Source organism: Streptomyces sp. NPDC058619 (assembly GCF_042717785.1).
Taxonomy (GTDB): Bacteria; Actinomycetota; Actinomycetes; order Streptomycetales; family Streptomycetaceae; genus Streptomyces.
This window is the reverse complement of the sequence record NZ_JBHXQN010000048.1, coordinates 1-26,592: the sequence shown is the minus strand read 5'-3', so window position 1 is coordinate 26,592 and position 26,592 is coordinate 1. Positions and strand designations below refer to the sequence as shown.

Genomic DNA, 26,592 nt, shown 5'->3' with positions numbered 1-26,592 from the left:
AGTCTTCTCCCACGAGTCCTACGCGTCCCACGAGCACCCGTACGCGAGAGAAGCGAGATGGTGGACATGAGCGACCTGCACGGCCTCCTCCGGGCACACGTCGAGGAAGGATCCCTCCCCGGCGCGGTGGCCCTGGTGGCCCACGGCGACGACGTCGAAGTGGCGGCCGCCGGCTCCGTCGACACCGCCGGATCGGCCCCCATGGCCCGCGACTCCCTCTTCAGGATCGCCTCGATCACCAAGCCCGTGACCGCCGCGGCCACGATGATGCTGGTCGAGGACGGCCTGCTCGCCCTAGACGCGCCCGTCACGCGCTGGCTCCCCGAACTCGCCGCACCCGTGGTGGTCCGCACGCCGTCCTCGCCCGTCGACGACGTGGTCCCCGCCGAGCGCCCGATCACCGTCGAGGACCTCCTCACCTTCCGCGCCGGATACGGCTTCCCCTCCGACTTCTCGCTGCCCGCCGTCCAGCTGCTCTTCAGCGAGCTGAAGCAGGGCCCGCCGCAGCCCCAGCAGGTCGCCGACCCCGACGCGTGGACGGCGGCCCTCGCCCGCATCCCGCTCCTCCACCAGCCCGGCCGGGCCTGGCTGTACAACACCTGCTCCGACATCCTCGGGGTCCTCCTCGCCCGCGCCGGCGGGCAGCCGCTCCCGGACCTCCTGGCGGAGCGCGTCTTCGAGCCCCTCGGCATGACCGACACCGGCTTCGCCGTACCGCCCGCCCAGCTCCGCCGACTCACCTCGTACTACCGGTCCGCCCCGGGCGGCGGCGCCCCCGAACTCGTCGACGCCCCCGACGGCCAGTGGGCCCGTCAGCCCGCCTTCCCCTCCGGGGCGGGCGGGCTCGTCTCCACGGCCGACGACTGGCTCGCCTTCGGCCGGATGCTGCTCGCGGACGGCGCGTACGCGGGCGGCCGGCTGCTGTCCCCGGAGTCCGTGCGCCGGATGACCACCGACCACCTCACGGCCGAGCAGCGCGCGGCGGGCGCCCTCTTCCTGGAGGGCCAGGGCTGGGGCTACGGCGGCTCCGTCGACGTGGACCGCACCGACTCGTGGAACGTCCCGGGTCGCTACGGCTGGATCGGCGGGACCGGCACCGCCGCCCACGTGGTCCCCGCCACCGCAACGGTCGCCGTCCTCCTCACCCAGCGGGAACTGAGCGGCCCGTCCTCGCCCGACCTGATGCGGGACTTCTGGAGGTACGCCGCGACACGCCGCTGAGGGGGGTAGCGCCGCGCGGACGGGGCATCCGGAGGGCATGCAGACTTCGACTCAACTCCGCGAAGAACCGGGGAAGTCGGCGAGACCCGGTTCCCGTTGGCTGGTGCGGACGGCCGCCGTGCTCGTGGCCCTCGCCGCGCTGCTCGTCATCGCGGGCCGCTTCAGCCTCGTCCCCGGCTTCGGCGCGCTCTTCGGCGACGAGACCCGTGACCGCACCGGCCCCGCCGTGCTCAAGTCGATCCAGGACATGAGCCGTTACGAGGGCGCGGCCGGGAACTACCAGGTCGTGGTGGACCTGGAGAAGGACGCCAAGCTGCTGCCCGACGCCGTCCGCGGCACCCGCACCCTGTACGTGGGCGCCGGCACGGTCAGCGCTTACGTCGACCTCGGCCGGCTCGGAGAGCAGAGCGTCACCGTCAACGAGGACCGCACCGAGGCCGTCCTGAAGCTGCCGCACGCCGCGCTCGGCGACCCCGCCCTCGATCCCGCCCGGTCCTACGCGGTGTCGAAGGAGCGCGGGCTCCTGGACCGGCTCGGCGACTTCTTCTCCGGCAACCCCTCCGGGGAGCAGGCCGTGCAGAAGCTCGCCGTCCGGCACATCGCCGACGCCGCCCGCGACAGCGGTCTCACCCAGCGGGCGGAGAAGAACACCGCCGCGATGCTGGAGGGGCTGCTGCGCTCGCTCGGCTTCAGCCGGGTCACCGTCACCTACGCCTGAGAGGTCCCTCGGCCGGGCTGGGGAGCGGGAGCCCGCTACGGCTGCGCGCCGCCGCCCAGGCGCTCCCGGAGCAGCCGCTTGTCCGGCTTGCCGCGGGCCGTCAGGGGGATCTCCCGCTCCCAGAACACCGCCGTGGGGCGGTGCGCCGGAGCCAGCGCCTCCTCCACCAGGTCACAGGCCTCCTCGGCCGTCTGCGCGCTCCCGGACCAGCCCGCGGACGGCACGAGGAACGCGCACACCTCCTCGCCCGTCACGTCGCTGTGCCGGCCCACCACCACCGCCCGCGCGACCCCCGGATGCCGGGTCAGCGCCGCCTCGACCGGCACGCAGTACACGTTGTCCCCGTCGACCATCACCACGTCCTTGACCCGGTCGTCGAGGTACAGGTACCCGTCCGGCCCGAGGTGCCCGAGGTCGCCCGTCCGCAGCCACCCCCCGCTCAGCGCCCCCTCCGTCAGGTCGGGCCGGCCCCAGTACCCGGCCATCATCGCCGCCGAGCGCATCCACACCTCGCCCGTACGCCCGTCGGGCACCTCGGCGCCCCCCTCGTCGCGGACCCGGACCTCGACGCCCGCGACGGGCCGCCCGACCGAGCCCAGCAGCTCCGGCCGCCCGGCCACCGCCGCCTCGTGGTCGGCGGGGGAGAGCCGGCAGATCACCGCCGCCTCGTTCATGCCGTAACCCTGCTGCCACCGCCCGCCCCAGCGGGACACCGCCTCCCGCAGCCGCTCGGGGTGGACGGGCGAGTCGCCGTACGAGACCGCCTCCAGACCGGGCACTCCGGCGGCGGTCTCCGGGTCGTCCAGCAGGCGGTAGACCATCGAGGTGGTCAGGTACGTCGAGACCCGCCCCAGGCGCCGGCAGGCCGCGGCGAACTCCCGCGGCCCGAACGGGTCCAGGACCTCCACCCGGCCCCCGGCCCGCAGCTGCTCCATGCACCGCCCGCCGGACCGCTGCGCCAGGGAGGTGACCGACAGGTACACCGGATCCGCCCACCCCGCGCCGCGCACCGAGTTCCGCGCGGCCATCGCGCCGAAGGTGGAGGCCACCCCCTTGGGCAGCCCGGTGGTACCGCCGGTGTAGGTCACCCGCGCCACGTCGTCCTCGCGGGCCCGTACGGGAACCACCGCGCCCTCCCGACCGGCGGCCCGCCCGAGCAGCTCGTCCAGGCCCAGCCGGGGCGCCCCGGTCGCCGACACCGGCACGTCGTGCACCACCAGGCCGGGCCGGCAGTCCCGCAGGATGAAGTCCAGCCCGTACAGGGCCGGTCCGGCGAGCACCTGCGTCAGCCGCGCCCCCAGCACGTGCGCGGCGAGGCGCACCTCCAGCACCTCCGGGCGGTTGCGGCCCGTCACGCAGGCGAGCCCCGTGCCGCGCCGGACTCCCGCCTCCGCGAGCGCCCCCGCCAGCCGGTACGCCGAGTCCAGCACCTCCGCGTACGACGCGACCCGGGGGCCGACGCCGATCGCCGGCCGCTCCGCGTACCGCTCGAACGAGCCCACCAGTTCCGTGACATACCGTGCGGCCACCACCCGCCACCTGCCTTTCCGTGCGTTCCGGCCGACCGTACAGGCCGCCCCGGCCCCGCCGCCCTCCCCGGCGGGGGTACGGCCGCACGGCTGATCGGGTGAAGCGGCGGAACCTGTCGGAGGTCCGGGCGTTGATCAAGGCGCTTACCACCGTGCACTCGCGCAACAGAAAGACCTTGAACCGTGATGATCAAGAAGATGATGGCCACCGCCGCCGCCACCGCGTCGATCCTGGGAGCCGGCGCCGCCGTTGCCGCCCCGGCCATGGCCATCGGCAACGACAACGGCGTCAACACCGTCAACGGCAACGGTGCCCAGCAGATCTACGGCAACCAGAAGACCGCCGGTGACCTGAGCCCGCAGCTCGGCCTGGTCCAGGGCACGCTGAACAAGCCCTGCATCGGCCTGCCGGCCAAGGTCAACGCCCAGTCGATCCTGGCCCTGGTCAACGTCGGTGTCCAGGACATCAACGTCCTGTCCAACCCGCAGAACCAGCAGTGCACCGAGAACTCCACCCAGGCCAAGGGCGACGAGCCGCTCTCGCACATCCTGGACAACATCCCGGTCCTCTCGGGCAACCTCTCCGCCGGCAGCTGACGCAGTCCCCTCTGCGAGCCGGGGCCTCGGACGCCTGCGCGAGTGCCCACGGGGCCCCGGCTTGTCCCACCTGGATCCGCGGATCCGAACCCGCAGCAGGCGTGCGCCGGCCGCAAGGCCGTCCAGGCGGGCATCCACACACCGCACACCGCACACCCCAGAGCCTCCCGTCCCCCGTCAGGGGCAGGAGGCTCTTCGGTGTGCCGTGTGCCGTGTGCCGTGTGCGGTGTGCTCGGCGCGGACGCCGGTGAGGTGTGTCATGGTGCAGCGAGTCGACGACGGGCCCGTCGTGCCCGGGCGAGGCTTCTTCGAGCGGCCGACCCTGGGCAAGGCCGTCCTGGTGATCGCTGCGTATCTGGCGTACTACCTGCTGGTCGGCCTGGCCATCGGGGCCGTCTTCGGTGACGAGATCGACAGGGACAACGTGCTGGCGACAAGCGCCAGCATCTTTCTTCGGCCTCATGCTGCCGATCGGGATCGGTGCCGTGGCCCTGGTCGGCTTCACCGCCTCCATCGGCCGGCTGCGCTCCGTCTTCGGCAGGCAGCCGGCCGTGGGCCGGCCCTGGATGTGGATCGGTCCCGGGCTCGTGCTCATCGCCGTCGTCAGCCACGCCGCGGCGACCGACTGGAGCACCTGGCAGCCCGAGCAGATCCTTCTCCTGGCCCTCCTCGGCGTCTGTGTGGGCCTCGCCGAGGAGCTCGCGACGCGGGGCCGCGCGGTTCAGATGGCGCGCGGTGCGGGTCACTCCGAGCGGTTCGTGATGGTGGCGTCCTCGCTCCTGTTCGCCCTCATGCCCGTGACCAACGTGCTGTCCGGGATGAAGCTGAGCACGGTATTCCTGACGGTCGTCTACACCTTCGGCTTCAGTGTGTGCATGTACCTCGTCATGCGTCTCACCGGCACCATCTGGTCCGCGATCGTCCTCCACGCCCTCACTGACCCGGCGACCTTCCTCGCCAGCGGTGGCGTCGACGAAGCCGTCACGCATCACACCGGTGGCTGGTCCGTCCTCGCCTCGGCGGCCACGATCCTCATGATCGTCTTCTCGCTGGTGGCCGTCTTCCTGGTCCGCGAGGACCGCCGCGCCCCCGCGCACGTGTGACCGCCGAGCCGATGTCACCCGCCGGGCCCCACCGCGTGCCGGCGTTCGCGTGTTCCCGTACGGCGTGCGACGCGGCCGAGGGCACGGCGGTCCTTGCCTGCCCGCCCGCGGCATGTCTAGCTTCGGGGCATGACCACTGATCCGCAGCGCTTCGAGATCCTGCTGGTACCCGGACACATCGAGAACCTGCGAGGCGCCGAACCGGCGGCCAAGGCCTTGCGGTCCGCCGTGGTCGAGGCCACGGGCGAGACGGGCGCCTCGGGGTACCCCCGCTACCGCGGCCAGGGCATGGAGGCCGACATCGATCCGAGCACGCGCACGGTGGAGGCCCTGCTCGTCGACGGCTCGGAGCTGGACTACGGGCTGACCGCGCTGGTCGCCCCGGAGCGCCGGACCTGAGGCTCACCGGCCGGAGGATCCGGCGCCCCGTACGCAGACTCGCGCCGTTCCTCCGGCGCAGTCGCTGCCGCACGGGGTACGACACGGTCGGGGAGCCCGATCGGGATCAGTCCCGCCTGGTAGCGGGTGGCGAGCCGGGGGCTCTGGCCGCCGGAGGCGGCGAGGTCGGCCCGGAAGATCGCGGACGGCGAACCGGGGGTTGGGGCGAGCAGCGGCGCGGTCAGGGCGCAGCAGGCGGCGGTACCGGTGAGGCGTTTGACGGGTGCCGCATGCCGCGTGGGCGCTGATCGGCATCCTCACCACCCTGCGCCCCACCTGGGGCGCGACTGCGCAGCCGGGTCGGCGCGGCCCAGGGGCTGACGGCGGCGAAGACCAGCAGGTGGGCGCCTGAACCTGAGCCGTTACCTGAACCGCACCTGAGCCGGACGCGAGCCGTGACGCGAGCCGGGACCCGAGCCGGACCCCGACCGCCGGACCCGCCCCCGAGCGGGCCCCGAACCGAAGGAAGCGTCCCATGACCGACCTGAGCCTCGACGCGCAGACCGCCCTGGTCCTGATCGACCTGCAGAAGGGCATCCTCGCCCTCCCCACGGCCAAGCCCGCCGACGAGATCCTGCGGCAGGGCATCCGGCTCGCGGAGGCCTTCCGGGCCCGGAAGCTGCCCGTCGTCCTGGTGAAGGTCGCCTGGTCCGCCGACGGGGGCGACCTGCCCACCACCGACGTCGACCGCCCCGGCCCGTCGGCCGCGCCCCCGGCCGCGTTCTCCGAGATCCCTCCGGAGCTCGCCGCCCTCGGCGACGTGGTCGTCACCAAGCGGCACTGGGGCGCCTTCACCGGCACCGAGCTCGACCTCCAGCTGCGCCGCCGCGGCGTCCACCGCATCGTCCTGGCCGGCATCTCCACCAGCGTCGGCGTGGAATCCACCGCCCGTACCGCCTGGGAGAACAGCTACGAGCTGGTCTTCGCGGAGGACGCCACCGCCGACACCGACGCGGAGTCCCACGCGCACAGCTTCGGCAAGATCTTCCCGCGCATCGGCCGCGTCGTCAGCACCGCCGAGGTCATCGCCGCCCTCGACGCCTGAACGCAGGCACCGGCCCGGCCCCCTCGACGAGGGGACCGGGCCGGCACCGTGGGGTCAGGCGGGCCTCGACTCACCTGGAGCGCGACGTCGTCCACGACGTAGGAGGTCTGGAGGGACTGGTCCTCCGCGCCGTTGAACTTGAGCACGACGCTCCGGCCGGCGAACCGGGAGAGGTCGTATGTCTTCTGCGTGTAGCCCGTGTTGGCGTCCAGGGGCGGCGTGGCTGACGGTGCCGGAGCCGGTGACCGTCAGGGTGTAGGTGCCCGGCGCGGTGCCCGCGCCGACCTGCACGGACAGGGTGGAGGAGTTGCCGGACTGTACGGAGGCCGGGCTGAGCGTGGCGCTCACGGCCGCCGGAGCGCCCGAGACGGACAGGGCGACCGTCTGCGCGGTGCCGCTGACCGTGGCGGTGGTGACCGTCGCGGAAGTCGAGCCACCGGGTGCGGCCGTACCGGCGGCCGATCTCGCGGGGGAGTCCTGGATGACGCTGGTGGTGGACGACGAGGCGGCCCCGAGGCGCTCCTCGCCGCGTGCGCGAAGGCCGGATTCACGCCGTCACTGCGCTACCGGATCACCGACCGCAAGATGCACTACGACCTGATCGCCGCCGGCCGCGCCGTGTCCCTCACCCAGCCGACCGCCCCGACGGCCGCGGGCACCGTGATGCGCCCGCTCCTCGGCGCGCCGGTCACCGGGCGGATCCGGCTGGCCTGGAACCGGTCCACGGTCTCGGCCCGGCAGGCGGAGCCGCTGTTCCGGGCCGCGGCCGGCGCCTATGTGGCCGACGTGGCGAACAACGCCTTCCACAAGGCCTGGTGGGACGCGCACCCCGAGGCCCACCCCTTCCTGGGGTGACGCCGCCCGCCGCCGGCGGTCAGCGCCGGTGGGCCGTCAGCAGCAGGTACTCCCAGTCCATCGCGCCGTCCCTCAGGTGGTCGCGGGCGAGCCCGTCGAGGGCGTCGTCCAGGGCGGCCGCCCGGTCGGGATCACCTTCGAGACTCCGGTACACGGCGATCGTCGGCCCGTAGCAGGCCTTGAAGAACTCGCGGAACTCCGCGGGCTGCGCGAAGTGGTCCACGCGGACCGTCCGGCGCTGGGCGACGACGTCGGCGACACGGTCGCCGAGCAGCTCGTGGACGTGCTCCTCGTCCCCCCAGAGCGGCGGCGGCTGGGCCCCGGGCGGCGGCGGGGGAGCGTAGGGCTTCATCGTGGCGAACATCCGGCCGACGAACCCCTCCGGGGTCCAGCTGACCAGCCCCACGGTTCCGCCGGTGCGGCAGACCCGGAGCAGCTCGTCGGCAGCGGCCTGGTGGTGCGGGGCGAACATGACGCCCACGCAGGACATCACGATGTCGAACTCGCCGTCCGCGAACGGCAGGGCCTCGGCGTCCGCCTCCCGCCACTCCAGCTCGGCGCCGCGTTCGGCGGCGAGCGCGCGGCCGATCTCCAACAGCTCGGGGGTGAGGTCGGACGCCACCACGTCGGCCCCGGCCAGGGCGGCCGGAACGGCGGCGTTGCCGGTGCCCGCTGCGACGTCCAGCACCCGGTCGCCGGTCCGTACGCCGCACTCGTCGACGAGCACGGCTCCGAGCTGCGGGATGACGTGCGTGGCCACGGACGGATAGTCGCCGAGGGCCCACATGGCGCGGTGCTTGGCCTTGAGGGCCAGGTCGGTCCGGTCCGCTTCGTTCGCCTCGGTCATGACAGCCGCCCTCCAGGGGTAGCAGCAGCCCCTTCACCGAGCATAGGCCAGCCTCGGCGACCGCACAGCGCACCCGCTATGAGAAATGAAAACGATTGTAGATAACGTCGGTCTGGGTTCGGTCCGGACGGCTGCCGCCAGGCGTCCGGCTTCACACGCATGCCCGTGACGGTCATGCCCTCCGAAGGAAATCCCTGGGGACACCTGCTGGTTGTCGAGAGCTGGGTGGGGTCGATGAGTCGGCTCCCGCCCCGCGCGATCCGCGAAGGCGGACACGACTTGACCTTCCTCACCCGGGACCTGCACCACTAGCTGCGCCCCACGGCGCCCGCGGACGGGCCGCACCCGCTGCTATCCGCGCTCCATGTCGTGACCGCCGACACCAACGACACGCAGACGCTGCTGCCCTTCGTCGAGCGGCTGCACGGACTGCTCGGCTTAGACGGGGTCCTCTCCTCCTGCGACTACTACCTGTCCGCCGTGGCGCGCACAGCCGGGCGCCTCGGGCTGCCCGGCCCGACCCCCCGTGCCGTGGAGAACGCCTGCCGCAAGGACCGGACCCGCCGGGTCCTCCCGGAGGCGGAGGTGCCCGGCCCGCGGTTCGCCGTCTGAGCTCTCCGGCGGGGAGCTCCCCCGGGCAGCGCTGGCGCGGGCCCTGCTGGCCCGGCCGCAGGTACTCGTCTGCGACGAGATAACCTCGGGCCTCGACCCGGCGGCCCGGGGTGCGGTCCTCGAGGGCCCTGCGCACGATCGGACTGCGCCGGGCGAGCTGCGACCCCGACGAGATGCCCTGACCCGGCCCGCCCCGGGCCCGCCCTCCCCGTGATGCGTGGGCGGGGCCACGGCGGAGGACGCGGGCACCCGGTGGCGGACCGGGCGGAATGCGGGGGCACGCGATCGGTGCGGGGGTCGTGCATCGGTGGGCGGTACCGGCTGTACGAGCGGCTCGGCAGGGGAGCGGCTGCCGCCCGGCCACCCGTGACGCGCGTACCGGCGTACGTCAGCGGACGGAGGCGACGCGTTCCGCCTCCGGTGCGCCGGGCTGGGCCGGAATCCCGGTGAGGCCCTCCGGCGGGCCGGGGGTGCCCTCCCGGATGTCCCGGACCCCGCGGCGCAGGCCGTCGCGCAGCAGGCGGCCCAGGGGACGTTCGACGAACCGGTGGACGCACCAGGCGAGGGCCAGCATGAGGGCGGTGACGCCCAGGACCAGCGGGACGGGGGCCACGTCGTTCCTGAACCGGTGGATGAGGGTGAGCCCGGCCATCATGTGGATCAGGTAGAAGGGGTACGTGACCGCGCCCGCGTGCGGGAGCCAGCGCCACTGGACCCGGTCGAGGGCGCCCAGCGCGATGGCCGCCATGACCAGGAAGCCGAGCGCGATGATCACGTGGGCGGGCCAGGGCGGCGTGCGGTCGGTGACGGCGCGGCCGAGGCTGGAGATCATCCGGCCGTGCACGTAGTGCTGTGCGAGCAGGAACTGGACGCCGATGACGACCCACAGGACGGCGTTGGGGCGGAAGCGTCGCATGAGGTGGAAGGCGATGCCGGCGATGAAGTACGGGGAGTACGAGGGGATCGCGAAGAAGTACAGCGCGGTGCTGTCGGCGGTGGGGGCCACGACCCCGGCCACGGTCCAGAGCCCGCAGAAGAGCACGCAGTTGCGGTAGGTCACCCCGCGCAGGACGACGAGCGCGAACAGGACGTAGAACTTGAGCTCGACGAAGAGGGTCCAGTAGGCGTCGTCGACGTTCGGGACGCCGACGCCGCCCTGGAGCATGGAGAGGTTCACCACGACGTCCGAGAACGACTTCAGGGGACGCACCTCGGGCCAGGTCCACAGGACGAGGCAGGTGAACGCGATGCCCGCCCAGTAGGCGGGGAAGAGCCGGGAGATCCGGGAGACCGCGAAGTCCCCGACGGTGCGGCCCCAGACGCTCATGCAGATGACGAAGCCGCTGACGAGGAAGAAGACCTCGACACCGAGCCAGCCGTAGACGGCGAAGGGGCGGAGGCCGGGGAAGACGGCCACGGACGGCCGGCCCCAGGCGCTGTCCAGGGCGACGTAGTGGTAGAACACCACGCCCAGTGCGGCGAAGATCCGCACGCCGTCGAGGGCCGCGAGCCGACGCGGCATCTTGTCGGCCGCGGATATGCCCACACTCATCCTTCGACAGCCTCCGTGAACGCACGGCCGTCCGGTGACCGCCGCAGGTCCGCGGAACTCTACCGTTCACTCTCGGTCATGCTCCGGGGGTTGCCTTGCCTCCCGTGGGGGCCGGGAGGTCCGGGCAGCCTAGGCCGCCCGGGTGCCCGCACCGCCGGGGCCGAAGTCGCGGGCGAACCCCTCGCGGAATCCCGGCCGTTCGACCGCCCGCTCGAACGCGCTCGCGGCGCGGGCCAGTCCGGCCTCGTGCTCCTGGGCCGCCGCCAGCTCGGCGAGGTAGTCCGGCAGACTCAGGCCGCGTGCCCCGGCGAGCGCGGCGAGCCGGTCGTGGACGTCGGTGTCGAGCTCGACCGCGGTGGTGTCAGCCATACCCCGAGTATGCCGTGCCCGCCGGCCGGCGCGGGGGCGGTTCGCCGCCGCTGGAGCGGGCGGGCCCGTACGAGGCGCCCCGCCCGCTCCCGCCCGCCCGGGAAGCCCCGCGGGGTGGCGCTCAGTTCTCCGGGTGATCCCCTTGCGGAGGGGCCCCGGCGGCGGGTTCGAGCAGGCGGGCGCGCAGCGCCTCGACGAGGGCGGCGTCGGCGCCGAGCAGGTCCGCCGCGTAGGCGTGCACGGAGCCGTGCTCCGCGGCGAGGGCCGCGAGGAACAGGCTCATCACCTCGGCGGGCGCGCGGCCGTACCCGGGCCAGACCCGGGTGCGGCCCGGGTGGCCGGCCCGCCAGTCGTCGAGGAGACGGTCGCCGGCGAGACCGGTGAGCGCGAAGTCGGCCACGATGTCCTGCTCGGAGACGCCCAACAGGGCCAGCACCAGCGCGGCCAGCAGTCCGGTGCGGTCCTTCCCGGACGCGCAGTGGAAGACCGCGGGGCCGTCCTGGTACGCCAGTACCTCCAGGGCCAGGCGGAGTTCGGCGACGCCGTCGTGGGCGACCTCCGCGTAGCGCTCGGCGAGGTAGGGGCCCGGTTCCACGTCGGGGCCGAGGGCGGCCTGGTCGTAAGGCCGGTGCTCGACGCTGAGGTTGTGGTAGGCGAACGACGGATGCCCGGGCACCCGGCCCTTGGCCTCGATCTCCCAGGGGTAGCGCAGGTCGATGACGGTCTCGATGCCCAGGCTGAGGAAGCGCTCCCAGTCGCCGCCCTCCAGCTTGCCGAGCGAGTCGGACCGGAACAGCAGCCCCCACCGCACCGTTCGGCCGTCCGCGGTCGGATAGCCGCCCAGGTCACGGAAGTTGTGGAGCCGTTCGAAAGGTATGTGTCGGTTCACCCCCGGTACCCTACGAGGGAAACCGAGGTGCCCGCCGTCCGCGGGCCGCCTACGGTGTGCAGGGTGCACACGAACCGCAGACGCGACCGCCGACCGGCCCGGCGCCCGGGACGCCACGGGTCTCGGCTCGACGGGGCTGCGCGCAGTGCCCCCGGCCCGGTCGTCCCGGGCGCGGACGTGGTGATCGCGGGCTTGTTCTCCGCCAAGGAGAAGGCGTTCGCCGCGCTCATGGCGGAGGCCTCCGCCGTGGTCGAGGCACGTGGGGCACGGGTGGTGGGCCGCGTGGTCCAGCGTCGAGGGGTGTCGGCCGGCGGGGTGCGGAGGATGACCCTCCCGTACTCCTCGCGCACGCTGATCGGTTCCGGGAAAGTACGCGAGACCAGCGCGCTCGCCGCGCTGACCGGTGCCGACGCGGTGGTCTTCCTGAACCCGCTGACGCCCTTGCAACAGGACGTGCTCTCGGGGCTTTTGGGATGTCCCGCGCTCAGCCTCGCGGAGTTCCTCTCGGGCCCCGACCGCCGACCGCCGGTCTGATCCGGCCCCGAACCGACCTCTGGGAGAACGCCCCATGCGCTTGCGTGCGGTACGCGCCGACGAGCTGCCCCTCCTCCAGGACATCGAGCGGGCCGCCGGCCTCTGCTTCCGGGACGTCGGCATGCCGGAGATCGCCGACGACGAGCCGCTCCCGCTCGGGGAACTCGCCCGCTACGAGCGGGCCGGCCTGGCCTGGGTCGCGGTCGGCGGGACCGGCCTGCCCGCCGCCTACCTGATCGCCGACCGGGTGGACGGGTGCCTGCACGTCGAGCAGGTGTCGGTGCACCCGGCGTACGCCCGCCGCGCCGTGGGCCGCTCGCTGCTGGAGCACCTCGCGGGGCGGGCCCGCGGCAAGGGGGTGCCCGCACTGACCCTGACCACGTTCGCGGACGTCCCCTGGAACGCCCCGTACTACGACCGCTGCGGGTTCCGGCGGCTGGCCGAGGACGAGCTCACCCCGGGTCTGCGGCGGATCCGCGCGCAGGAAGCGGCGCACGGCCTCGACCGATGGCCGCGCGTCTGCATGCGCCGCGCGCTGTGACCCCGCGTGCGCACGCGCCGCGCCGCCGGGAACGGGGCGCGGTCACGGGCGGCCGATCCGGACGCGGGCGGCGACCGGCAGGTGGTCGCTGCCCGTGGCCGGCAGGGTCCGGACGTCGCGCACGGTCGCCCCGCGGGCCAGGACCTGGTCGATGCGCGCGACGGGGAACGCCGCGGGCCAGCTGAAGGCGAGGCCCCGGCGCGGGGCGCCCACGCGCGAGGTGACCGGGGCGAGCCCGCGGTCGTCCACGGTGCCGTTCAGGTCGCCGAGCAGCACCACGGTGTCCAGGCGCTCGGCCGCGACGGCCGCGCCCAGCAACCCGGCGCTCTCGTCCCGGGGCCCGGAGCCGAAGCCGCTTACCCCGAGGCGGACCGACGGCAGGTGGGCCACGTACACCGCGACCTCGCCGTGCGGCGTGCGGACCGAGGACCGCAGCCCGCGGTTCCAGCCCTCCCCGATGCCCCGCGGCCGGATGTCGAGGTGCCGTACGTCCGTCAGCGGGTACTTCGACCAGAGTCCGACGGTGCCCTCGACCGCGTGGTGGGGGTAGTCGGCCGCCAGGACCGACGCGTAGACCGGCAGCGCGGCGGGCGTCAGCTCCTCCAGGGCGATCAGCTCGGGCGACGCCGCGGCCAGCGCGCGCGCCGTACCCGCGGGGTCGGGGTTCTCGTCGCTGACGTTGTGCTGGACCGCGACGAGGTCGCCCGCCGCCCGCTCCGCCGGCAGCAGCAGCCCGCCGAAGAGGTACGTCCACACGGCCGCCGGCAGCGCCACGGCCACGGCAGCGGTCGCCGAGCGGCGCCACAGCGCGAGCCCGGCCAGTACCGGGACCGCCGTCCCGAGCCAGGGCAGGAACGCCTCCAGCAGGCTGCCCGGGCGGCCCACGGCGTTCGGCACGGCGGAGTGGAACGCCAGCAGCGCGGCCGTCAGCACGGCGGACGCGGCGAGCGCCCGTCCCCTCGTCCAGGACCATTCACCCCGCATGCGGTGCATGCCCCGCCCCCGTTCATCCGCCTCGAACGCCGCTTACGACGCGTGGGGCGGTGATCGGGTTCCCGCGGGGCCGGGACGGCGGGCGCGCCCCGCTGACCGCCCGACGGCTCGGGTGTGCTCCGTACGAGTTCACTTGGCGGGCCCGTTCGGCCGCAAGGCCGAGTTCATGATCATCATTTTGGCTCCCGATCGTTTTGATGCTGCCATCCGGCCGGGTGAGATCTGGGAGTGCTGCGTGGCCATGTCACGAACGCAACGAACGCAACGAACGCAACGGGCTGGTACGGGGCGGACGCTAGAGCCGCGGCGACCGGAGCAACAGGTCCGGTCGGCGCGGCCGCGTCGCACCCGGGCCTGGGGCGCGGCGGCCGCCGCCACGGGGATCATGCTGCTCGTCGCGGCGGCCCCGGGCCGGGCCACCGGACCGGACACCGCGGACGGAGCCCTTGGCGCCCAGCGGCGGGAGGCGGCGGTCACCCTGCTGGTCGGCAGGGCGCTCGACGACGGAAGCCGGGACGCCGACGGGTGGTGCACCGTGCACACCTTCCGGCCCGCGCTGTGCAAGCGCTGGCGGGAGCAGCGGGTGCTGGCCACCGAGGCCGGGGCGGCGTCCGTACTGCGCCGTCCGCCGCTCGGCGACGCCGCCCGCGCGGCCCGGGCGGACGCGCTGCCCACCGACGCCGCAGCGCCGCTGGAGATCGGCCTGGCGGACCAGGGCCTGCTCACCGACGTGACCGTACGGGACGGCCGCGGCCGCCACCTCGCGGGGAAGCTGACCCAGGAGGGCCGGCGCTGGCTGAACACCGAGCCGCTGCGGGCCGGGGAGTCCTACACCCTGCGGGTCGGCGCGCAGGACGCGGCCGGGACCCCCGTCGCCGCGATCCTGCACTTCCGGACCGCGCCGCCCGCCGACGGGGGACGGCTCACGGTCGCCTTCGGACCCCGCCCGGGAACGTACGGCGCCGGGCAGATCGTGACCGCCGCCCTCAGTCACCCGGTCCCCGCCGGCGACGTCCTGGCCCGCGCCCGGCTGGAACAGGCGCTCCAGGTGACCTCCGAGCCGCAGGTCGAAGGGGCCTGGCACTGGGTCGACGAATCGACCCTGCACTTCCGGCCCCGCACGTACTGGCCCGCCCACGCGGTCGTCAGCGTCCGCAGCGGGCTCGACGGGGTCCGGGTCGGTGACGACCTCCACGGGGGCCCCTCCGAGGGGCTCGCGTTCACCGTCGGGGACCGGATCGAGGCCGTCACCGACGCCGCGGCCCACGAGATGACGGTGCGCCGCAACGGGCAGGTCGTCCGGACGATCCCCGTCACGACGGGCAAGGCCGGCTTCCTGACCCGCAGCGGCGTCAAGGTCGTGCTGCGCAAGGAGTACAAGGTCCGCATGCGCGGGGACTCCATCGGCATCAAACGCGGCACCAAGGAGTTCTACGACCTGCCCGTCCTCTACGCGACCCGGGTGACCTGGAGCGGGGAGTACGTGCACGCCGCGCCCTGGTCGGTCGAGGCGCAGGGCGTGGAGAACGTGAGCCACGGCTGCACCGGCATGAGCACGGAGGACGCGGCCTGGTTCTTCCACACGGTCCGCGAGGGCGACATCGTCGAGGTGGTCAACAGCGGCGGTGAGGAGATGGCCCCCTTCGCCAACGGCGTCGGGGACTGGAACGTTGACTGGCGCAGCTGGCTCGCGGGCAGCGCCCTGGCCGGCGCGGACGCCCGCCGGGCGGGCCCGCCGCCCGCACCCGCCCGCCTGCACCCCACGACCTGAACCGGGCCCGGTTCGGGCCCGAACCGGGCCCGAACCGGGCTTGAACCCGGCCCGGTCCGCGCCCGAACCCGGCCCGGTCCGCCCGGCCCCCGGGATGGGCCGGGCGGACCGGACCGAACGGGCGCGGCCGCCGGACCGGGCCGGTGGCCCCGAGCGGCTACTCGAACCTGGACGGGTCGCCGGCCCCGCGCCGCACGATCTCGGCCTCACCGCTGGAGAAGTCGACGACCGTGGTCGGCTGGGTGCCGCAGTCACCGGAGTCGACAACGGCGTCCACCACGTGGTCGAGCCGTTCCTTGATCTCCCAGCCCTGGGTCAGGGGCTCGTCCTCGTCGGGCAGCAGCAGGGTGCTGGAGAGCAGCGGCTCGCCGAGCTCCGCGAGCAGGGCCTGCGTGACGACGTGGTCGGGGATGCGGACGCCGACCGTCTTCTTCTTCGGGTGCAGCAGCTGGCGCGGCACCTCCTTCGTCGCCGGGAGGATGAAGGTGTAGCTCCCCGGGGTCGCCGCCTTGATCGCGCGGAAGACGTCGTTGTCGAAGTTCACGAACTGGCCCAGCTGCGCGAAGTTCTGGCACACCAGGGTGAAGTGGTGACGGTCGTCGAGGTTCCGGATGGACCGGATCCGGTTGATGCCGTCCCGGTTGCCGAGGCCGCAGCCCAGCGCGAAACAGGAGTCCGTCGGGTACGCGATGAGCGCGCCGGACCGGATGAGGTCAGCCACGCCGCCGATGGTGCGCTGCTGGGGGTTATCGGGGTGCACGTCGAAGTACTTCGCCATCCGCCGAGCCTACGGGACCCAGAGCCGTCCCCGGCACGCCGGCTGCCGCCGAACGCAGGAGCCGACGGCATTCGTTCGGGGGAAACGGGCCGCAGGGTCCCCGCCCGCCGGGCAACCTGATCCAGATCCCGGTGCACATCCCGATCAACGTCTGCGGCGACAGCGTCAACGTGGTCGGCCTGCTGAACCCGGCCGTCGGCAACACCTGCGTCAACGCCTGACCGAGCGCGTCCCGGCCCGCCCCGCCACCGGCGGGGGCGGGCCGCACCCTCACCCCGCGGACGACCGCAGTGCCGCCGTGTGGGCCCGCACCTCGGCGGGAGTGAGGTAGGAGTCCGTGTACTCGAACTCCCGCAGGCTCGGCGGCCGGGTCCGCTGGAAACCGGTACGGACGAAGTCGTCCCCGGCCACCGCGTTCAGCATCCAGTTCGTCAGCACCCTGGTCTTGGCCACGTTCGTCCGCAGCGCCGACCAGTGGTACCCGCGGGCCACCGCCTGCGCCGGAAGACCGCGCAGCGGGATGCCCAGCGGCTTGGACACGGCGTCCGTGCCGCCGAGGTCGACGACGAGCCCCAGGTCCCGGTGGGAGTACGGCCGCAGCGGCTGCCGGCGCAGCGTCGCGATCAGGTTGTCGGCCAGCGTGCGCCCCTGCCGCAGCGCGTGCTGCGCCGTCGGCGGGCAGATCGCGCCGTCCTTGCCCGACGCGAGGTCCGGCACGGCGGCGGCATCGCCCAGGGCGAAGACCCCGGGAGCCCCCGGCACGGTCAGCTCGGGGGTCACCACCAGACGCCCCCGCTCGGTCTCCGCGCCCAGGGTCGCGACCAGCGGGCTCGCGGCCACTCCGGCCGTCCAGATCAGCGTCCGGCTCGACAGCACCCGCCCGTCCGTCAGGGTCACCTCGTCCGGGCCCGCCTTCGCGACGCTCACCCCGAGGGACACCTCGATGCCGCGCCGCCGCAGGATCTCCAGGGCGGCCCTCCCGAGGGAGTCGCCGAGCTCGGGCATCAGCTTGGGAGCCAAATCCAGCAGGTGCCAGCTGATCTGCCGGGGGTCGAGGCGCGGGTAGCGCTTGACCGCCTGGTGGGTCAGCCGCTGCAGGCAGGCGGCCGTCTCGGTGCCCGCGTACCCTCCGCCGACCACGACGAAGCACAGCCGGGACGCGCGCTCCGCCTCGTCCTGGCTGGCGTCGGCCAGGTCCAGCTGCGCGATGACGTGGTCGCGCAGGTAGGCGGCCTCGGCGAGGGTCTTCATGCCCCGCGCGTGCTCGACGAGGCCGGGGATGTCGAACGTACGGGTGACGCTGCCGGGCGCCAGCACCAGGTGGTCGTACTCCCGGTCGGTCACCTCGCCGGTGATCGTGCGGATGACGCAGACCTTCGCCACCGGATCCACGCCGATCGCGCCCCCGGGCACGATCCGGGTGCGGTGCCGGCTGCTGCGCCGCAGCGAGACGGCGATGGACTGCGGGGTCAGCACACCGGACGCCACTTGCGGCAGCAGGGGCAGGTACAGCTGGTAGGAGGTCGGAGTGACGAGGGAGATGTCCGCCTCCTCCGGTGTCAGCCGGCGCTCCAGCCTGCGGACGCACTCCACTCCGGCGAAGCCGGCGCCCACCACGAGAATCCTCGGTCGTGTCACGGTGTCCGTCCTCTCTCGGGCGGCCCGGTGATCGGGCCGGACCGGTCACCGCGCCCCTTCCCCGTCCGGAGCGCTCTGCACACGGGAAACGCGTACGGCCGCGTATACGACCCCGGCTTCCGCGTTCCGACGGCCCGGCGCCGCGCCCCGTGGGACAGTGGAGGGCATGTGCGGCCGATACGCCTCCACCCGGGGCCCGGGCGACCTCGCCGACCTGTTCGGGGTCACCCGTTGGGACCCCGCGGAAACCCTGGCGCCCAGCTGGAACGTCGCCCCGACCGACCCGGTGTGGGCCGTCCTGGAGCGCCCCGACCGCGAGAGCGGCGTCGTGGAGCGGGGACTGCGGCCGCTGCGCTGGGGACTGGTCCCCTCCTGGGCGAAGCGTCCGGACACCGGGGCCAAGATGATCAACGCGCGGGCGGAGACCGTGCACGAGAAGCCCGCCTACCGCCGCGCCTTCGCCAAACGCCGCTGCCTGCTTCCCGCGGACGGCTTCTACGAATGGGAGCCCGTTCCGGCCACGGACACGGCGAAGGCGTACAAGCAGCCGTACTTCATCACGCCCGAGGACGCCTCCGTGCTGGCCATGGCGGGCCTCTACGAGTTCTGGCGCGACAAGACGGTGGCGGACGACGACGATCCGGCGGCCTGGTGGACCACCTGCACGATCATCACCACCGAAGCGGCCGACGCGGCCGGCCGCGTCCACCCCCGCATGCCGCTCGCCATCGCGCCGGCCGACTACGAGGCCTGGCTCGACCCCACCCACCAGGACCCGGACGAGCTCCGCGCCCTGCTCGGCACGCCGGCCGCGGGCCGCCTGAACGTGCGCGCGGTCTCCACCGCCGTCAACGACGTCCGCAACAACGGCCCCGAGCTGCTGCACGACCCGTCCTGACCGGGCGCCGACCCCGAACCCGGGGGAGTCCGTACCCGCGTGCGCCGCGCTCGCGTTGCGGGTGGGCGGCCACCGGGGGAGGGTCGGGAGGCGAGCCCGCCCCCAGGGAGGAACCGAGCCATGCCCATCGCCACCGTGAATCCCGCCACCGGCGAGACCCTGCGCACCTTCCGGGCCCAGGACCCCGACGAGGTCGAGCAGTGCCTCGCCGAGGCCGCCGCGGCGTTCGCCGACTACCGCACCACCGGCTTCGCCGAGCGGTCCGCACTCCTGCTCGCGGCCGCCGACCTCCTGGAGGCGGACAACGAGGACATCGCGCGGACCATGACCACCGAGATGGGCAAACCCCTCGCGGCGGCCCGCGCCGAAGCCGCCAAGTGCGTGAAGGCCATGCGCTGGTACGCCGCGCACGCCGAGTCGCTGCTCGCCGACGAGCACCCCGCCGAGAGCGACGTCCGCGACTCCGGGGCCGACTCCGTACTCGTGCGCTACCGGCCGCTCGGCGTGGTCCTCGCCGTCATGCCGTGGAACTTCCCGCTCTGGCAGGTCGTACGGTTCGCCGCGCCCGCGCTGATGGCCGGGAACACGGGCCTCCTCAAACACGCCTCCAACGTGCCCCAGACGGCGCTCTACCTGGGCGACCTGTTCCACCGGGCCGGCTTCCCCCGCGGCTGCTTCCAGACCCTCCTGATCGGCTCCGACGGCGTGGAGCGGGTCCTGCGGGACGGCCGCGTCGCCGCCGCGACGCTGACGGGCAGCGAGCCCGCCGGCCGGGCGGTCGCCTCCGTGGCCGGGGACGAGATCAAGAAGACCGTCCTGGAACTGGGCGGCAGCGACCCCTTCGTCGTGCTGCCCACCGCGGACGTCGCCCGGGCCGTCGAGACCGCCGTCACCGCGCGCGTGCAGAACAACGGCCAGTCCTGCATCGCCTCGAAGCGGTTCATCGTGCACACCGACGTGTACGACGAGTTCGCCGCCGGGTTCACCGCGGCCATGGCCGCGCTCACCGTGGGCGACCCGATGGACGAGGCCACCGACGTCGGCCCGCTCGCCACCGAACAGGGCCGCGCCGACCTGGAAGAGCTCGTCGAGGACGCCGTGCGCCGGGGCGCCACCGTCCTGTGCGGGGGCGGCCGGCCCCGGGGCCGGGACGCCGGCTGGTTCCACGAGCCCACGGTCCTCGCCGACGTCACCGCGGCCATGCGCATCGACCAGGAGGAGACGTTCGGGCCGGTCGCCACGCTCTACCGCGTCGGCAGCCTGGAAGAGGCGATCGAACGGGCCAACCACACTCCCTTCGGCCTGAGCTCCAGCGTCTGGACCGCCAGCGACGCGGACGTGGAGGCCTGCGTCCGCGACATCCAGGCCGGCGGGCTCTTCGTCAACGGCATGACCGCCTCCCACCCCGCACTGCCCTTCGGCGGCGTCAAGCGCTCCGGGTACGGACGCGAGCTGTCGGGGCACGGCATCCGCGAGTTCTGCAACGCGACCACGGTGTGGCGGACGGGCGCCTGACGTGCCGACCCGCTTCCTCGAACCGGGCGGACCGTACGGCGAAGCGGACTTCGACCGGCCCGGGGGAGTAGTGGTCAAGCCCGCCGTGTCCGCCGGGGCCCGGGACACCGCCCGCTACGAGCCCGGCCGGCACGCGGGCGCCGCACGCCACGCCCGGATGCTGCTGGACCGGGGCCGCACGGTCATGGTCCAGCCGTACCTGCGCCGGGTCGAGGAGGGCGAGCGGGCGCTGGTCTTCCTCGGCGGTGCGTACAGCCACGCGATCCGCAAGGGGCCGCTGCTCACCGAGGCCGGCGTGATCGACAACTTCCGCGTCGCCCACCCCGGCGTCACCGCGTACGACCCGACCGACGCGGAACTCCGCACGGCGCGGGACGCCCTGGCGGCGGTCCCCGCACCGGGTGCGCTGCCGTTCGCCCGGGTCGACCTGGCGCTGGGCGAGGACGGGGAACCCGTGGTGAGGGAACTGGAGCTCATCGAACCCAACCTGTTCCTGCGGGACGCCCCGCACGGGCCGGAGCGCTTCGCGGAGGCGATCAGGGCGGCCGCGTCGGTCGCCGCGGCGGGGTAGGGCGGCGCCGACAGGGCAGGGCAGCGGGACGGGGCAGCCGGGCAGGGCGGCGCCGGCGGGCCGGTGCGGACAGGGCTGCCGCGGCCCACCCCCGGGGCACGGGGCCGACCACCGGTACGGGGCCGGCGTACGGGTACGGGGCCGGCGTGCCGGGGCCGATCTGCTGAACCCGCGTCCCGCCGGGCATCCCGGCCGCCCGGAACGGGCAGCCAGCACGGGTGACCCCCTCCGTAGCGAGCCCCGCGCCGCCCGCCGCCACCCGCCCGCGCCGGGCGCTGCTCGCCGGCTCGGCCGGCAATTTCGTCGAGTGGTACGAGTTCGGCGTGTACGGCTGCTTCGCCACGGTCATCGCCGCCCACTTCTTCACCCCTGCGACCCAGGCCGGCGGGGGCGGCGCCGGGCCGCTGATCACCACCTACGCCTCCTTCGCACTGGCCTTCTTCTTCCGCCCCGCCGGCGCGCTGCTGTTCGGCCGGCTCGGCGACCGCATCGGCCGCCGTCCCGTCCTGGTCCTCGTCATCTGCCTCATGACGTGCGCCACCACCCTGATCGGACTCCTTCCGACCCAGGCGACGGCGGGCGCGGCCGCTCCCTGGCTGCTCACCCTGCTGCGCGCCCTCCAGGGCCTCTCCGCCGGAGGGGAGTTCGGCGGCGCCGTGGCCCTGATGACCGAATCCGCGCCGCCCGGGCGGCGCGGGCGCTACGGCGCCTGGCAGTCGTTCACCGTCGCGCTCGGGCTGCTCGCCGGTGCCGGGACGGCCGCGCTGCTGGCCACGGTCCTCTCCCCGGCCACCCTGCACGACTGGGGCTGGCGCGTCCCGTTCCTGCTCGCCCTGCCGCTCGGGCTGGCCGCCCTGTGGCTGCGCACCGGTCTCGTGGAACCGCCCGGGCGCGGGGAACCGCCCGGTCTCGTGGAACCGTCCAGGGCCGTAACGGCGGCCGCCCCCGGTGCCGGCAACCCCGACGCCGGTGCCCGGCCCACCGCCGGGGCGACCGTCCGCGCCGTCGTCCTCGGCATCGGCCGGATCACCGGCTGGTCGGCGGCCGGCTACACCTTCCTCGTCGTCCTGCCCTCCTACCTCCAGTCCACGCTCGGCGCGTCCTTCCAGGAGGCCCTGATCGCCACCACGTTCGCCAACCTCGGCTTCGCCGCGTCGATCCTCCCCGCCGGAACGCTCAGCGACCGGATCGGCCGCCGCCCCGTCATGCTCTGCGGCGCCCTCGCCGTCGCCCTCCTCGCCCTGCCCCTGCTCCACCTGCTCCAGGACCCCGGCACCTCCGCACCCGCCAAGGCGGCCGCCCTGGTCTGCGCGGGCGCCACGGTCGGCCTGCTCGCCGGACCCGGGCCCGCCATGCTCGCGGAGATGTTCCCCGCACGCGTACGGTGCACCGGGCTCGGGGTGGCGTACGCCCTGGCCAACGCGGTCTTCGCCGGCTGCGCGGGCCTCGTCATCACCACCCTGACCGACCTCACCGGATCCACCGACATCCCCGCGTACTACGCCGCCGGCGCCTGCGCCCTCAGCGCCGCGGCCCTGGCGACCCTGCGCGGCGACGACCACCTCGGGCCGCTGCGGTGAAGGTCGTCGGCCTGATGTCGGGCACCTCCTACGACGCCGTCGACGCCGCCGCCGCGGAACTCACGCTCGACGGCGCGGGCGACACCCTGCACCTGGACCCGCTCGGCATGGTCAGCGCCCCGTACGACGACGCCCTGCGTCGCGCCCTCGCCGCGGCCCTGCCGCCCTCACCCACCACCCTGGCCGACGTGTGCCGCCTCGACACCCGCATCGGACAGGCCTTCGCCGCCCTCGCCGTCCGCGCCGACCGCGAACTGTGCGGCGGCCGCGCCGAGTTGATTGCCTCCCACGGCCAGACCGTCTACCACTGGGCCTCCGGGGGCCGAGTCCACGGCACCCTCCAGCTCGGCCGGCCCGCCTGGATCGCCGAAGCCACCGGCTGCCCGGTCGTCTCCGACTTCCGCCCCGGCGATGTCGCCGCCGGCGGGCAGGGCGCCCCGCTCGTCAGCCTGATCGACACGATGCTGCTGCGCGGGCGCCCCGGAGTCCCCACCGCCCTGAACATCGGCGGCATCGCCAACCTCACCGCCCTCCCCGCCGCGGGCCCGCCCGTCGCCTTCGACACCGGACCCGGCAACGCCCTGATGGACGCCGCCGTCCACGCGGCGACCTCCGGGCGCGCCGGCTACGACCACGACGGGGCCCTCGCCGCCTCCGGCCGGGTCCACGCCCCGCTCCTGCGGCGACTGCTCGACGAGCCGTACTACCGGCTGCCCGCCCCCAAGACGACCGGCAAGGAGCTGTTCCATCCGGGCTACCTGCGCACGGCCCTGGACGGCTTCGGCTCCGTCCCGCCGCCCGACCTCCTCGCCACGCTCACCCGGCTCACCGCCCGCACCGTCGCCGACGCGCTGCGCGCGCTGGGCGCCACCGAGGTCGTCGCCTCCGGCGGCGGCACCCGCAACCCCGTCCTGATGGCGATGCTGCGCGAGGAACTGGCCGCCGGAACGGCCCTGCTGGACTCCGGCGCGTTCGGACTGCCCGCCGCCGAGAAGGAGGCGTACGCCTTCGCCGTCCTCGGCTTCCTCACCCTGCACGGCCTCCCCGGCAACGCCCCCGAGTGCACCGGAGCGCGCGGCCCGCGCGTGCTGGGTTCGCTCACCCCCGGCCTGCGCCCCCTGCGCCTGCCCCCGGTGCCCGCGCGTGCGCCGGTCTCCCTCGTGGTGGGCCGGGGGTGAGGGCGGCCGCCGCTCCCGGCCGGAGCCGCTGTTGGCGTACGGACATGCGCGCTCCCCTCGGCCCCTTCGACGACGCCCGCCCCGCCCCGGACTGCCCGGCCGAGCTGACCCGGCCCGTGGCCGACGCGGTCGTCGGCCTGCCCTGCGGCCTCCCCGCGGAGCAGGCGCAACAGATCGTCTACGTCGGCACCGACCCGGCCATCGCGGACACCGCCGCCTTCGTCGCGCACTACGGGCAGGACCTGCTGGACCGGTCGGCGAACTGCGTGATCGTCGCCGCCAAGCGCGGCGGCGACGATCACCCTCGCGGCCTGTCCGGTCCCCTCCGGCGGCAGGGTCGACATGAACGGGGTCGTGCGACGCCACCCGGGCGCCCGGCAAGGTGTCGTTCGCGGCGGTGGAGACGGCGGTGGAACTGACCGGCATGGAGTACGGCGGCATCACCCCGGTGGGCCTGCCGGCCGGGTGGCCGCTGCTGGTCGACCCGGCGGTCGCGGACACGGCGTACGTCCTGGTGGGCACCGGCCGGCGGCGCGGCAAGCCATCGCCCCCGGGAAGCTGTTCGCGCTCCTGCCGGGCGCCGAACTGGTCGAGGGGCTGTGCGTCTGACGCCGTGACGCCGTGACGCCGTGACGGCATGCCGGCCCGCTGTGCCACGGGCCTGCCCCGGAACGCGGCCCGGTCGTAGGATGAACCGGCGATCACGCCCGCCGGGCCGTGCGCGAGCGGACGGAGACCCCCCGTGCACCAGCAGCCCGTCACCGTCGTCACGGGCGGCAGCCGCGGCATCGGCGCCGCGATCTGCGCGCGCCTCGCGGCCGACAGCCACGACGTCGTCCTCGGCTACCACTCCGACGACCGGGCCGCCGAGAAGGTCGCCGGGACCGTCCGGAACGCGGGCCGCCGCTGCAGCACCGTCCGCGTCGACACCGCCGACGAGGCCGCGGTCGACCAGCTCTTCGACACCGCCGCCCTGCTCGGCACCGTCACCGGCCTGGTCAACAACGCCGGCGTCAGCGGCCCCAACGGCCCCCTGGCCGAAGCCGACGCGGCAGGCATCCGCCGCTCCCTCGACGTCAACGTGCTCGGCTACCTCCTCTGCGCGCGGCGCGCCGTCCGGGACATGGCGCGCACCGGCGGCGGGGCCGTCGTCAACATCTCCTCGGCCGCGGCCACGCTCGGCGCCCCCGGCCAGTACGTGCACTACGCCGCGGCCAAGGCGGCCGTCGACGCCATGACCGTGGGACTGGCCAAGGAGGTCGCCGCCGACGGGATCCGCGTCAACTGCGTCGCACCGGGCACGGTGTGGACGGACTTCCACGAGGACCCCCAACGACCGGCCCAGGTGGCGCCCCGCATCCCGATGGGCCGGGCCGGAGAGCCGGACGAGATCGCCGGCGCCGTGTCCTGGCTCCTCTCCGCCGACGCCTCGTACACGACGGGCGCTGTCCTGCGCGTCGCCGGCGGCCTGTAGCACGCCCGGAAGAGCCCCACGCCGCCCCCGCCCCTCGGGCCCGTGACGGCGGTACGGCACGACGGCGCCCGCACCTTCCGGTGCGGGCGCCGTCGTCGGGCGGGGTGGGGCGGGGCGGGGGCTCAGGCGCGGATGATGTTCTCCGCCTGGGGGCCCTTCTGGCCCTGCGTGATGTCGAACGACACCGTTTCGCCCTCGGTCAGTTCGCGGTATCCGTTGCCGGAGATGTTGGAGTAGTGGGCGAAGACGTCCGGTCCGCCCCCGTCCTGGGCGATGAAGCCGAAGCCCTTTTCGGAGTTGAACCACTTCACGGTGCCACTGGCCATGCTCGCCCCTCTGATCATCCGTCGAGCGGCCCGGGCTCGGGCCGCCGCGGGCGCCGTCTCGCGGACCACCCGCCCCCACTACTCCCCGGGGACGACAGCAACTACACCCGTGGGGAACGGTCTTGTGGGATTCGCCGGGCCCGTGGACCGAACAGATCCACCCCATCCGGCAGGAACCCGGCGGACAGCGTGGGTGCCCGCACTGGCCGGAGAGGCGCCGATGACCGGTCCGGGGTCGTACGCTCGGTACCGGTCCGCACGACGGCGGCAACGCCGTCGCCCTCCACGTGAACACCGGGCAGGCGATGAGCTCTCAGACGTTTCAGGCAGGACAGACGGGCCTCATCGTGCGGGTCCCGGAGGCCGAACCCGCCGTCCGCGGGTGGCGCGAGCGGCTCGACCCCTCGGCGCACGACGGGGTGCCGGCCCACGTCACCGTCCTCTTCCCCTTCCTCGACGAGAGCCGCCTCGACGCGGACGTGATCGCCGCCCTCGCCGGGATCGTGGCCGGTTACGGCGCCTTCGACCTGTGCTTCCGGACGTGCGGACGCCTCCCCGAGGTGCTGTACCTCGCCCCCGAACCGGCCGACCCGCTGCGGGAGCTCACGGAGGCCGTCGTCGCCCGGTGGCCCGAAGCCCCGCCCTACGGAGGCCGGTTCACCGAGATCATCCCCCACCTGACCATCGCCCAGGGGCAGGACGACGCCACCGCGGACGAGATCGAAGCCGGCCTCCTCGGCCGGCTGCCCATCGCCTCCCGCATCACGTCGGTCGTCCTGATGGCCCACGACGGAACGACGTGGCAGGAGCGCGAGGTGTTCCCCCTCGGCGACGAGGCTCCGCCCGGCTGTCCGGGAGCCGGGGAGCACACCTGAGACCGGCGGAAACGGAGGAGGGGCGGGGGGGGCCCCCGCCGGGGGGCCCCCCCCCCCCCGGGGGGGGGTTGGGTGCGGGGGGAGGGGGGGGGGGAGGGGGGCGTAAGGGCCGGGCGGGGCGCCGGCGCCGGGGGGTTGTACGATT

Annotated in this window: 26 protein-coding genes and 4 pseudogenes; 21 read left to right on the top strand and 9 right to left on the bottom strand. The window is 74.4% G+C overall.

The window, feature by feature from the left end; all coding sequences use genetic code 11:
- Positions 1-66: 66 nt before the first annotated feature.
- Positions 67-1,221, top strand: coding sequence for a serine hydrolase domain-containing protein (locus ACFWTC_RS30765; protein ID WP_384074829.1), 1,155 nt, complete (start codon positions 67-69; stop codon positions 1,219-1,221).
- Between the two features lie 37 nt (positions 1,222-1,258).
- Positions 1,259-1,939, top strand: a complete 681-nt coding sequence (locus tag ACFWTC_RS30760) for a DUF4230 domain-containing protein (protein WP_384074826.1) — start codon at positions 1,259-1,261, stop codon at positions 1,937-1,939.
- 35 nt (positions 1,940-1,974) lie between these two features.
- On the opposite strand, the gene ACFWTC_RS30755 is transcribed toward ACFWTC_RS30760, so the two are convergent.
- Complete coding sequence (locus ACFWTC_RS30755; protein WP_383924722.1) at positions 1,975-3,468, bottom strand: class I adenylate-forming enzyme family protein; 1,494 nt, start codon at positions 3,466-3,468, stop codon at positions 1,975-1,977.
- A 186-nt stretch (positions 3,469-3,654) separates the two neighbouring features.
- Here ACFWTC_RS30755 and ACFWTC_RS30750 point away from each other — a divergent pair, with 186 nt between their 5' ends.
- The 5 genes from ACFWTC_RS30750 (at position 3,655) to ACFWTC_RS30730 (ending at position 7,506) form a co-directional block, all read left to right on the top strand.
- Positions 3,655-4,065: a rodlin gene (locus ACFWTC_RS30750; protein WP_383924725.1), complete on the top strand. Its 411-nt coding sequence runs from the start codon at positions 3,655-3,657 to the stop codon at positions 4,063-4,065.
- Positions 4,066-4,526: 461 nt separating this feature from the next.
- The gene (locus ACFWTC_RS30745) at positions 4,527-5,168 is read left to right on the top strand and encodes a type II CAAX prenyl endopeptidase Rce1 family protein (RefSeq protein ID WP_384074823.1); all 642 of its coding nucleotides are present in this window, start codon (positions 4,527-4,529) and stop codon (positions 5,166-5,168) included.
- A gap of 129 nt (positions 5,169-5,297) precedes the next feature.
- Positions 5,298-5,567 (top strand): hypothetical protein, encoded by a 270-nt coding sequence (locus ACFWTC_RS30740; protein ID WP_383924731.1) that lies wholly within the window; start codon positions 5,298-5,300, stop codon positions 5,565-5,567.
- A 514-nt stretch (positions 5,568-6,081) separates the two neighbouring features.
- The gene (locus tag ACFWTC_RS30735) at positions 6,082-6,651 is read left to right on the top strand and encodes a hydrolase (protein WP_384074820.1); all 570 of its coding nucleotides are present in this window, start codon (positions 6,082-6,084) and stop codon (positions 6,649-6,651) included.
- 585 nt (positions 6,652-7,236) lie between these two features.
- On the top strand, positions 7,237-7,506 hold the full coding sequence (locus ACFWTC_RS30730) for a hypothetical protein (RefSeq protein WP_383924737.1): 270 nt from the start codon (positions 7,237-7,239) through the stop codon (positions 7,504-7,506).
- Positions 7,507-7,525: 19 nt separating this feature from the next.
- On the opposite strand, the gene ACFWTC_RS30725 is transcribed toward ACFWTC_RS30730, so the two are convergent.
- Complete coding sequence (locus ACFWTC_RS30725) at positions 7,526-8,353, bottom strand: class I SAM-dependent methyltransferase (RefSeq protein WP_384074817.1); 828 nt, start codon at positions 8,351-8,353, stop codon at positions 7,526-7,528.
- 174 nt (positions 8,354-8,527) lie between these two features.
- Between ACFWTC_RS30725 and ACFWTC_RS30720 the strand changes: the two are divergent.
- Both ACFWTC_RS30720 and ACFWTC_RS30715 read left to right on the top strand, forming a co-directional pair.
- A pseudogene (locus ACFWTC_RS30720) lies at positions 8,528-8,962 on the top strand (carboxylate--amine ligase); the annotation flags it as partial.
- Positions 8,958-9,086 (top strand): annotated as a pseudogene (locus ACFWTC_RS30715) (ATP-binding cassette domain-containing protein); the annotation flags it as partial. The pseudogenes ACFWTC_RS30720 and ACFWTC_RS30715, both read left to right, overlap by 5 nt.
- Before the next feature lie 267 nt (positions 9,087-9,353).
- Here ACFWTC_RS30715 and ACFWTC_RS30710 read toward each other — a convergent pair.
- The 3 genes from ACFWTC_RS30710 to ACFWTC_RS30700 all read right to left on the bottom strand — a co-directional run bounded on the left by ACFWTC_RS30710 (position 9,354) and on the right by ACFWTC_RS30700 (position 11,775).
- On the bottom strand, positions 9,354-10,517 hold the full coding sequence (locus ACFWTC_RS30710) for an acyltransferase family protein (RefSeq protein ID WP_383924743.1): 1,164 nt from the start codon (positions 10,515-10,517) through the stop codon (positions 9,354-9,356).
- A 129-nt stretch (positions 10,518-10,646) separates the two neighbouring features.
- Complete coding sequence (locus ACFWTC_RS30705) at positions 10,647-10,886, bottom strand: antitoxin MazE7 (protein ID WP_383924746.1); 240 nt, start codon at positions 10,884-10,886, stop codon at positions 10,647-10,649.
- 121 nt (positions 10,887-11,007) lie between these two features.
- Complete coding sequence (locus ACFWTC_RS30700) at positions 11,008-11,775, bottom strand: tyrosine-protein phosphatase (RefSeq protein WP_383924749.1); 768 nt, start codon at positions 11,773-11,775, stop codon at positions 11,008-11,010.
- 63 nt (positions 11,776-11,838) lie between these two features.
- Here ACFWTC_RS30700 and ACFWTC_RS30695 point away from each other — a divergent pair, with 63 nt between their 5' ends.
- Positions 11,839-12,309, top strand: a complete 471-nt coding sequence (locus ACFWTC_RS30695) for a hypothetical protein (RefSeq protein ID WP_384074814.1) — start codon at positions 11,839-11,841, stop codon at positions 12,307-12,309.
- Between the two features lie 34 nt (positions 12,310-12,343).
- Positions 12,344-12,850 (top strand): GNAT family N-acetyltransferase, encoded by a 507-nt coding sequence (locus ACFWTC_RS30690; RefSeq protein ID WP_384074812.1) that lies wholly within the window; start codon positions 12,344-12,346, stop codon positions 12,848-12,850.
- 42 nt (positions 12,851-12,892) lie between these two features.
- Here ACFWTC_RS30690 and ACFWTC_RS30685 read toward each other — a convergent pair whose 3' ends face one another.
- Positions 12,893-13,843, bottom strand: coding sequence for an endonuclease/exonuclease/phosphatase family protein (locus ACFWTC_RS30685; RefSeq protein WP_384074809.1), 951 nt, complete (start codon positions 13,841-13,843; stop codon positions 12,893-12,895).
- Positions 13,844-14,228: 385 nt separating this feature from the next.
- On the opposite strand from ACFWTC_RS30685, the gene ACFWTC_RS30680 reads away from it, so the two are divergent.
- Positions 14,229-15,614, top strand: a complete 1,386-nt coding sequence (locus ACFWTC_RS30680) for an Ig-like domain-containing protein (RefSeq protein WP_383924772.1) — start codon at positions 14,229-14,231, stop codon at positions 15,612-15,614.
- 157 nt (positions 15,615-15,771) lie between these two features.
- On the opposite strand, the gene ACFWTC_RS30675 is transcribed toward ACFWTC_RS30680, so the two are convergent.
- Positions 15,772-16,392: an L-threonylcarbamoyladenylate synthase gene (locus tag ACFWTC_RS30675; protein WP_383924775.1), complete on the bottom strand. Its 621-nt coding sequence runs from the start codon at positions 16,390-16,392 to the stop codon at positions 15,772-15,774.
- Positions 16,393-16,502: 110 nt separating this feature from the next.
- On the opposite strand from ACFWTC_RS30675, the pseudogene ACFWTC_RS30670 reads away from it, so the two are divergent.
- Positions 16,503-16,613 (top strand): annotated as a pseudogene (locus ACFWTC_RS30670) (chaplin); the annotation flags it as partial.
- A 49-nt stretch (positions 16,614-16,662) separates the two neighbouring features.
- On the opposite strand, the gene ACFWTC_RS30665 reads toward ACFWTC_RS30670, so the two are convergent.
- Positions 16,663-18,030: an NAD(P)/FAD-dependent oxidoreductase gene (locus ACFWTC_RS30665; RefSeq protein WP_383924778.1), complete on the bottom strand. Its 1,368-nt coding sequence runs from the start codon at positions 18,028-18,030 to the stop codon at positions 16,663-16,665.
- 166 nt (positions 18,031-18,196) lie between these two features.
- On the opposite strand from ACFWTC_RS30665, the gene ACFWTC_RS30660 reads away from it, so the two are divergent.
- The 7 genes and pseudogenes from ACFWTC_RS30660 to ACFWTC_RS30630 all read left to right on the top strand — a co-directional run bounded on the left by ACFWTC_RS30660 (position 18,197) and on the right by ACFWTC_RS30630 (position 25,246).
- Positions 18,197-18,928, top strand: coding sequence for an SOS response-associated peptidase (locus ACFWTC_RS30660; protein ID WP_383924781.1), 732 nt, complete (start codon positions 18,197-18,199; stop codon positions 18,926-18,928).
- A 120-nt stretch (positions 18,929-19,048) separates the two neighbouring features.
- Positions 19,049-20,443, top strand: a complete 1,395-nt coding sequence (locus tag ACFWTC_RS30655) for an NADP-dependent succinic semialdehyde dehydrogenase (protein ID WP_384074806.1) — start codon at positions 19,049-19,051, stop codon at positions 20,441-20,443.
- A gap of 1 nt (position 20,444) precedes the next feature.
- Positions 20,445-21,014 (top strand): hypothetical protein, encoded by a 570-nt coding sequence (locus tag ACFWTC_RS30650; RefSeq protein ID WP_384074803.1) that lies wholly within the window; start codon positions 20,445-20,447, stop codon positions 21,012-21,014.
- Positions 21,015-21,232: 218 nt separating this feature from the next.
- Positions 21,233-22,594: an MFS transporter gene (locus ACFWTC_RS30645; RefSeq protein ID WP_384074800.1), complete on the top strand. Its 1,362-nt coding sequence runs from the start codon at positions 21,233-21,235 to the stop codon at positions 22,592-22,594.
- Positions 22,591-23,772, top strand: a complete 1,182-nt coding sequence (locus ACFWTC_RS30640) for an anhydro-N-acetylmuramic acid kinase (RefSeq protein WP_384074797.1) — start codon at positions 22,591-22,593, stop codon at positions 23,770-23,772. The genes ACFWTC_RS30645 and ACFWTC_RS30640 overlap by 4 nt, the downstream gene beginning before the upstream one ends.
- Positions 23,773-23,816: 44 nt before the next feature.
- Positions 23,817-24,381: pseudogene (locus tag ACFWTC_RS30635) on the top strand (YbaK/EbsC family protein).
- A 133-nt stretch (positions 24,382-24,514) separates the two neighbouring features.
- The gene (locus ACFWTC_RS30630) at positions 24,515-25,246 is read left to right on the top strand and encodes an SDR family NAD(P)-dependent oxidoreductase (protein ID WP_384074794.1); all 732 of its coding nucleotides are present in this window, start codon (positions 24,515-24,517) and stop codon (positions 25,244-25,246) included.
- 122 nt (positions 25,247-25,368) lie between these two features.
- On the opposite strand, the gene ACFWTC_RS30625 is transcribed toward ACFWTC_RS30630, so the two are convergent.
- Complete coding sequence (locus ACFWTC_RS30625; RefSeq protein WP_267719484.1) at positions 25,369-25,572, bottom strand: cold-shock protein; 204 nt, start codon at positions 25,570-25,572, stop codon at positions 25,369-25,371.
- Positions 25,573-25,877: 305 nt separating this feature from the next.
- Between ACFWTC_RS30625 and ACFWTC_RS30620 the strand changes: the two genes are divergently transcribed.
- A complete protein-coding gene (locus ACFWTC_RS30620; RefSeq protein WP_384074792.1) occupies positions 25,878-26,447 on the top strand; it encodes a 2'-5' RNA ligase family protein in 570 nt (189 codons plus the stop codon).
- Positions 26,448-26,592: the final 145 nt, after the last annotated feature.

What these genes read in the sequence shown, in the direction of transcription:
- ACFWTC_RS30710 (WP_383924743.1), bottom strand. Translation starts at nt 10,517, where the DNA reads ATGAGTGTGGGCATATCCGCGGCCGACAAGATGCCGCGTCGGCTCGCG.
- ACFWTC_RS30660 (WP_383924781.1), top strand. Translation starts at nt 18,197, where the DNA reads ATGTGCGGCCGATACGCCTCCACCCGGGGCCCGGGCGACCTCGCCGAC.
- ACFWTC_RS30740 (WP_383924731.1), top strand. Translation starts at nt 5,298, where the DNA reads ATGACCACTGATCCGCAGCGCTTCGAGATCCTGCTGGTACCCGGACAC.
- ACFWTC_RS30680 (WP_383924772.1), top strand. Translation starts at nt 14,229, where the DNA reads ATGCTGCTCGTCGCGGCGGCCCCGGGCCGGGCCACCGGACCGGACACC.
- ACFWTC_RS30760 (WP_384074826.1), top strand. Translation starts at nt 1,259, where the DNA reads ATGCAGACTTCGACTCAACTCCGCGAAGAACCGGGGAAGTCGGCGAGA.
- ACFWTC_RS30690 (WP_384074812.1), top strand. Translation starts at nt 12,344, where the DNA reads ATGCGCTTGCGTGCGGTACGCGCCGACGAGCTGCCCCTCCTCCAGGAC.
- ACFWTC_RS30730 (WP_383924737.1), top strand. Translation starts at nt 7,237, where the DNA reads ATGCACTACGACCTGATCGCCGCCGGCCGCGCCGTGTCCCTCACCCAG.
- ACFWTC_RS30725 (WP_384074817.1), bottom strand. Translation starts at nt 8,353, where the DNA reads ATGACCGAGGCGAACGAAGCGGACCGGACCGACCTGGCCCTCAAGGCC.
- ACFWTC_RS30655 (WP_384074806.1), top strand. Translation starts at nt 19,049, where the DNA reads ATGCCCATCGCCACCGTGAATCCCGCCACCGGCGAGACCCTGCGCACC.
- ACFWTC_RS30705 (WP_383924746.1), bottom strand. Translation starts at nt 10,886, where the DNA reads ATGGCTGACACCACCGCGGTCGAGCTCGACACCGACGTCCACGACCGG.
- ACFWTC_RS30625 (WP_267719484.1), bottom strand. Translation starts at nt 25,572, where the DNA reads ATGGCCAGTGGCACCGTGAAGTGGTTCAACTCCGAAAAGGGCTTCGGC.
- ACFWTC_RS30675 (WP_383924775.1), bottom strand. Translation starts at nt 16,392, where the DNA reads ATGGCGAAGTACTTCGACGTGCACCCCGATAACCCCCAGCAGCGCACC.
- ACFWTC_RS30620 (WP_384074792.1), top strand. Translation starts at nt 25,878, where the DNA reads ATGAGCTCTCAGACGTTTCAGGCAGGACAGACGGGCCTCATCGTGCGG.
- ACFWTC_RS30750 (WP_383924725.1), top strand. Translation starts at nt 3,655, where the DNA reads ATGATCAAGAAGATGATGGCCACCGCCGCCGCCACCGCGTCGATCCTG.
- ACFWTC_RS30765 (WP_384074829.1), top strand. Translation starts at nt 67, where the DNA reads ATGAGCGACCTGCACGGCCTCCTCCGGGCACACGTCGAGGAAGGATCC.
- ACFWTC_RS30685 (WP_384074809.1), bottom strand. Translation starts at nt 13,843, where the DNA reads ATGCACCGCATGCGGGGTGAATGGTCCTGGACGAGGGGACGGGCGCTC.
- ACFWTC_RS30745 (WP_384074823.1), top strand. Translation starts at nt 4,527, where the DNA reads ATGCTGCCGATCGGGATCGGTGCCGTGGCCCTGGTCGGCTTCACCGCC.
- ACFWTC_RS30735 (WP_384074820.1), top strand. Translation starts at nt 6,082, where the DNA reads ATGACCGACCTGAGCCTCGACGCGCAGACCGCCCTGGTCCTGATCGAC.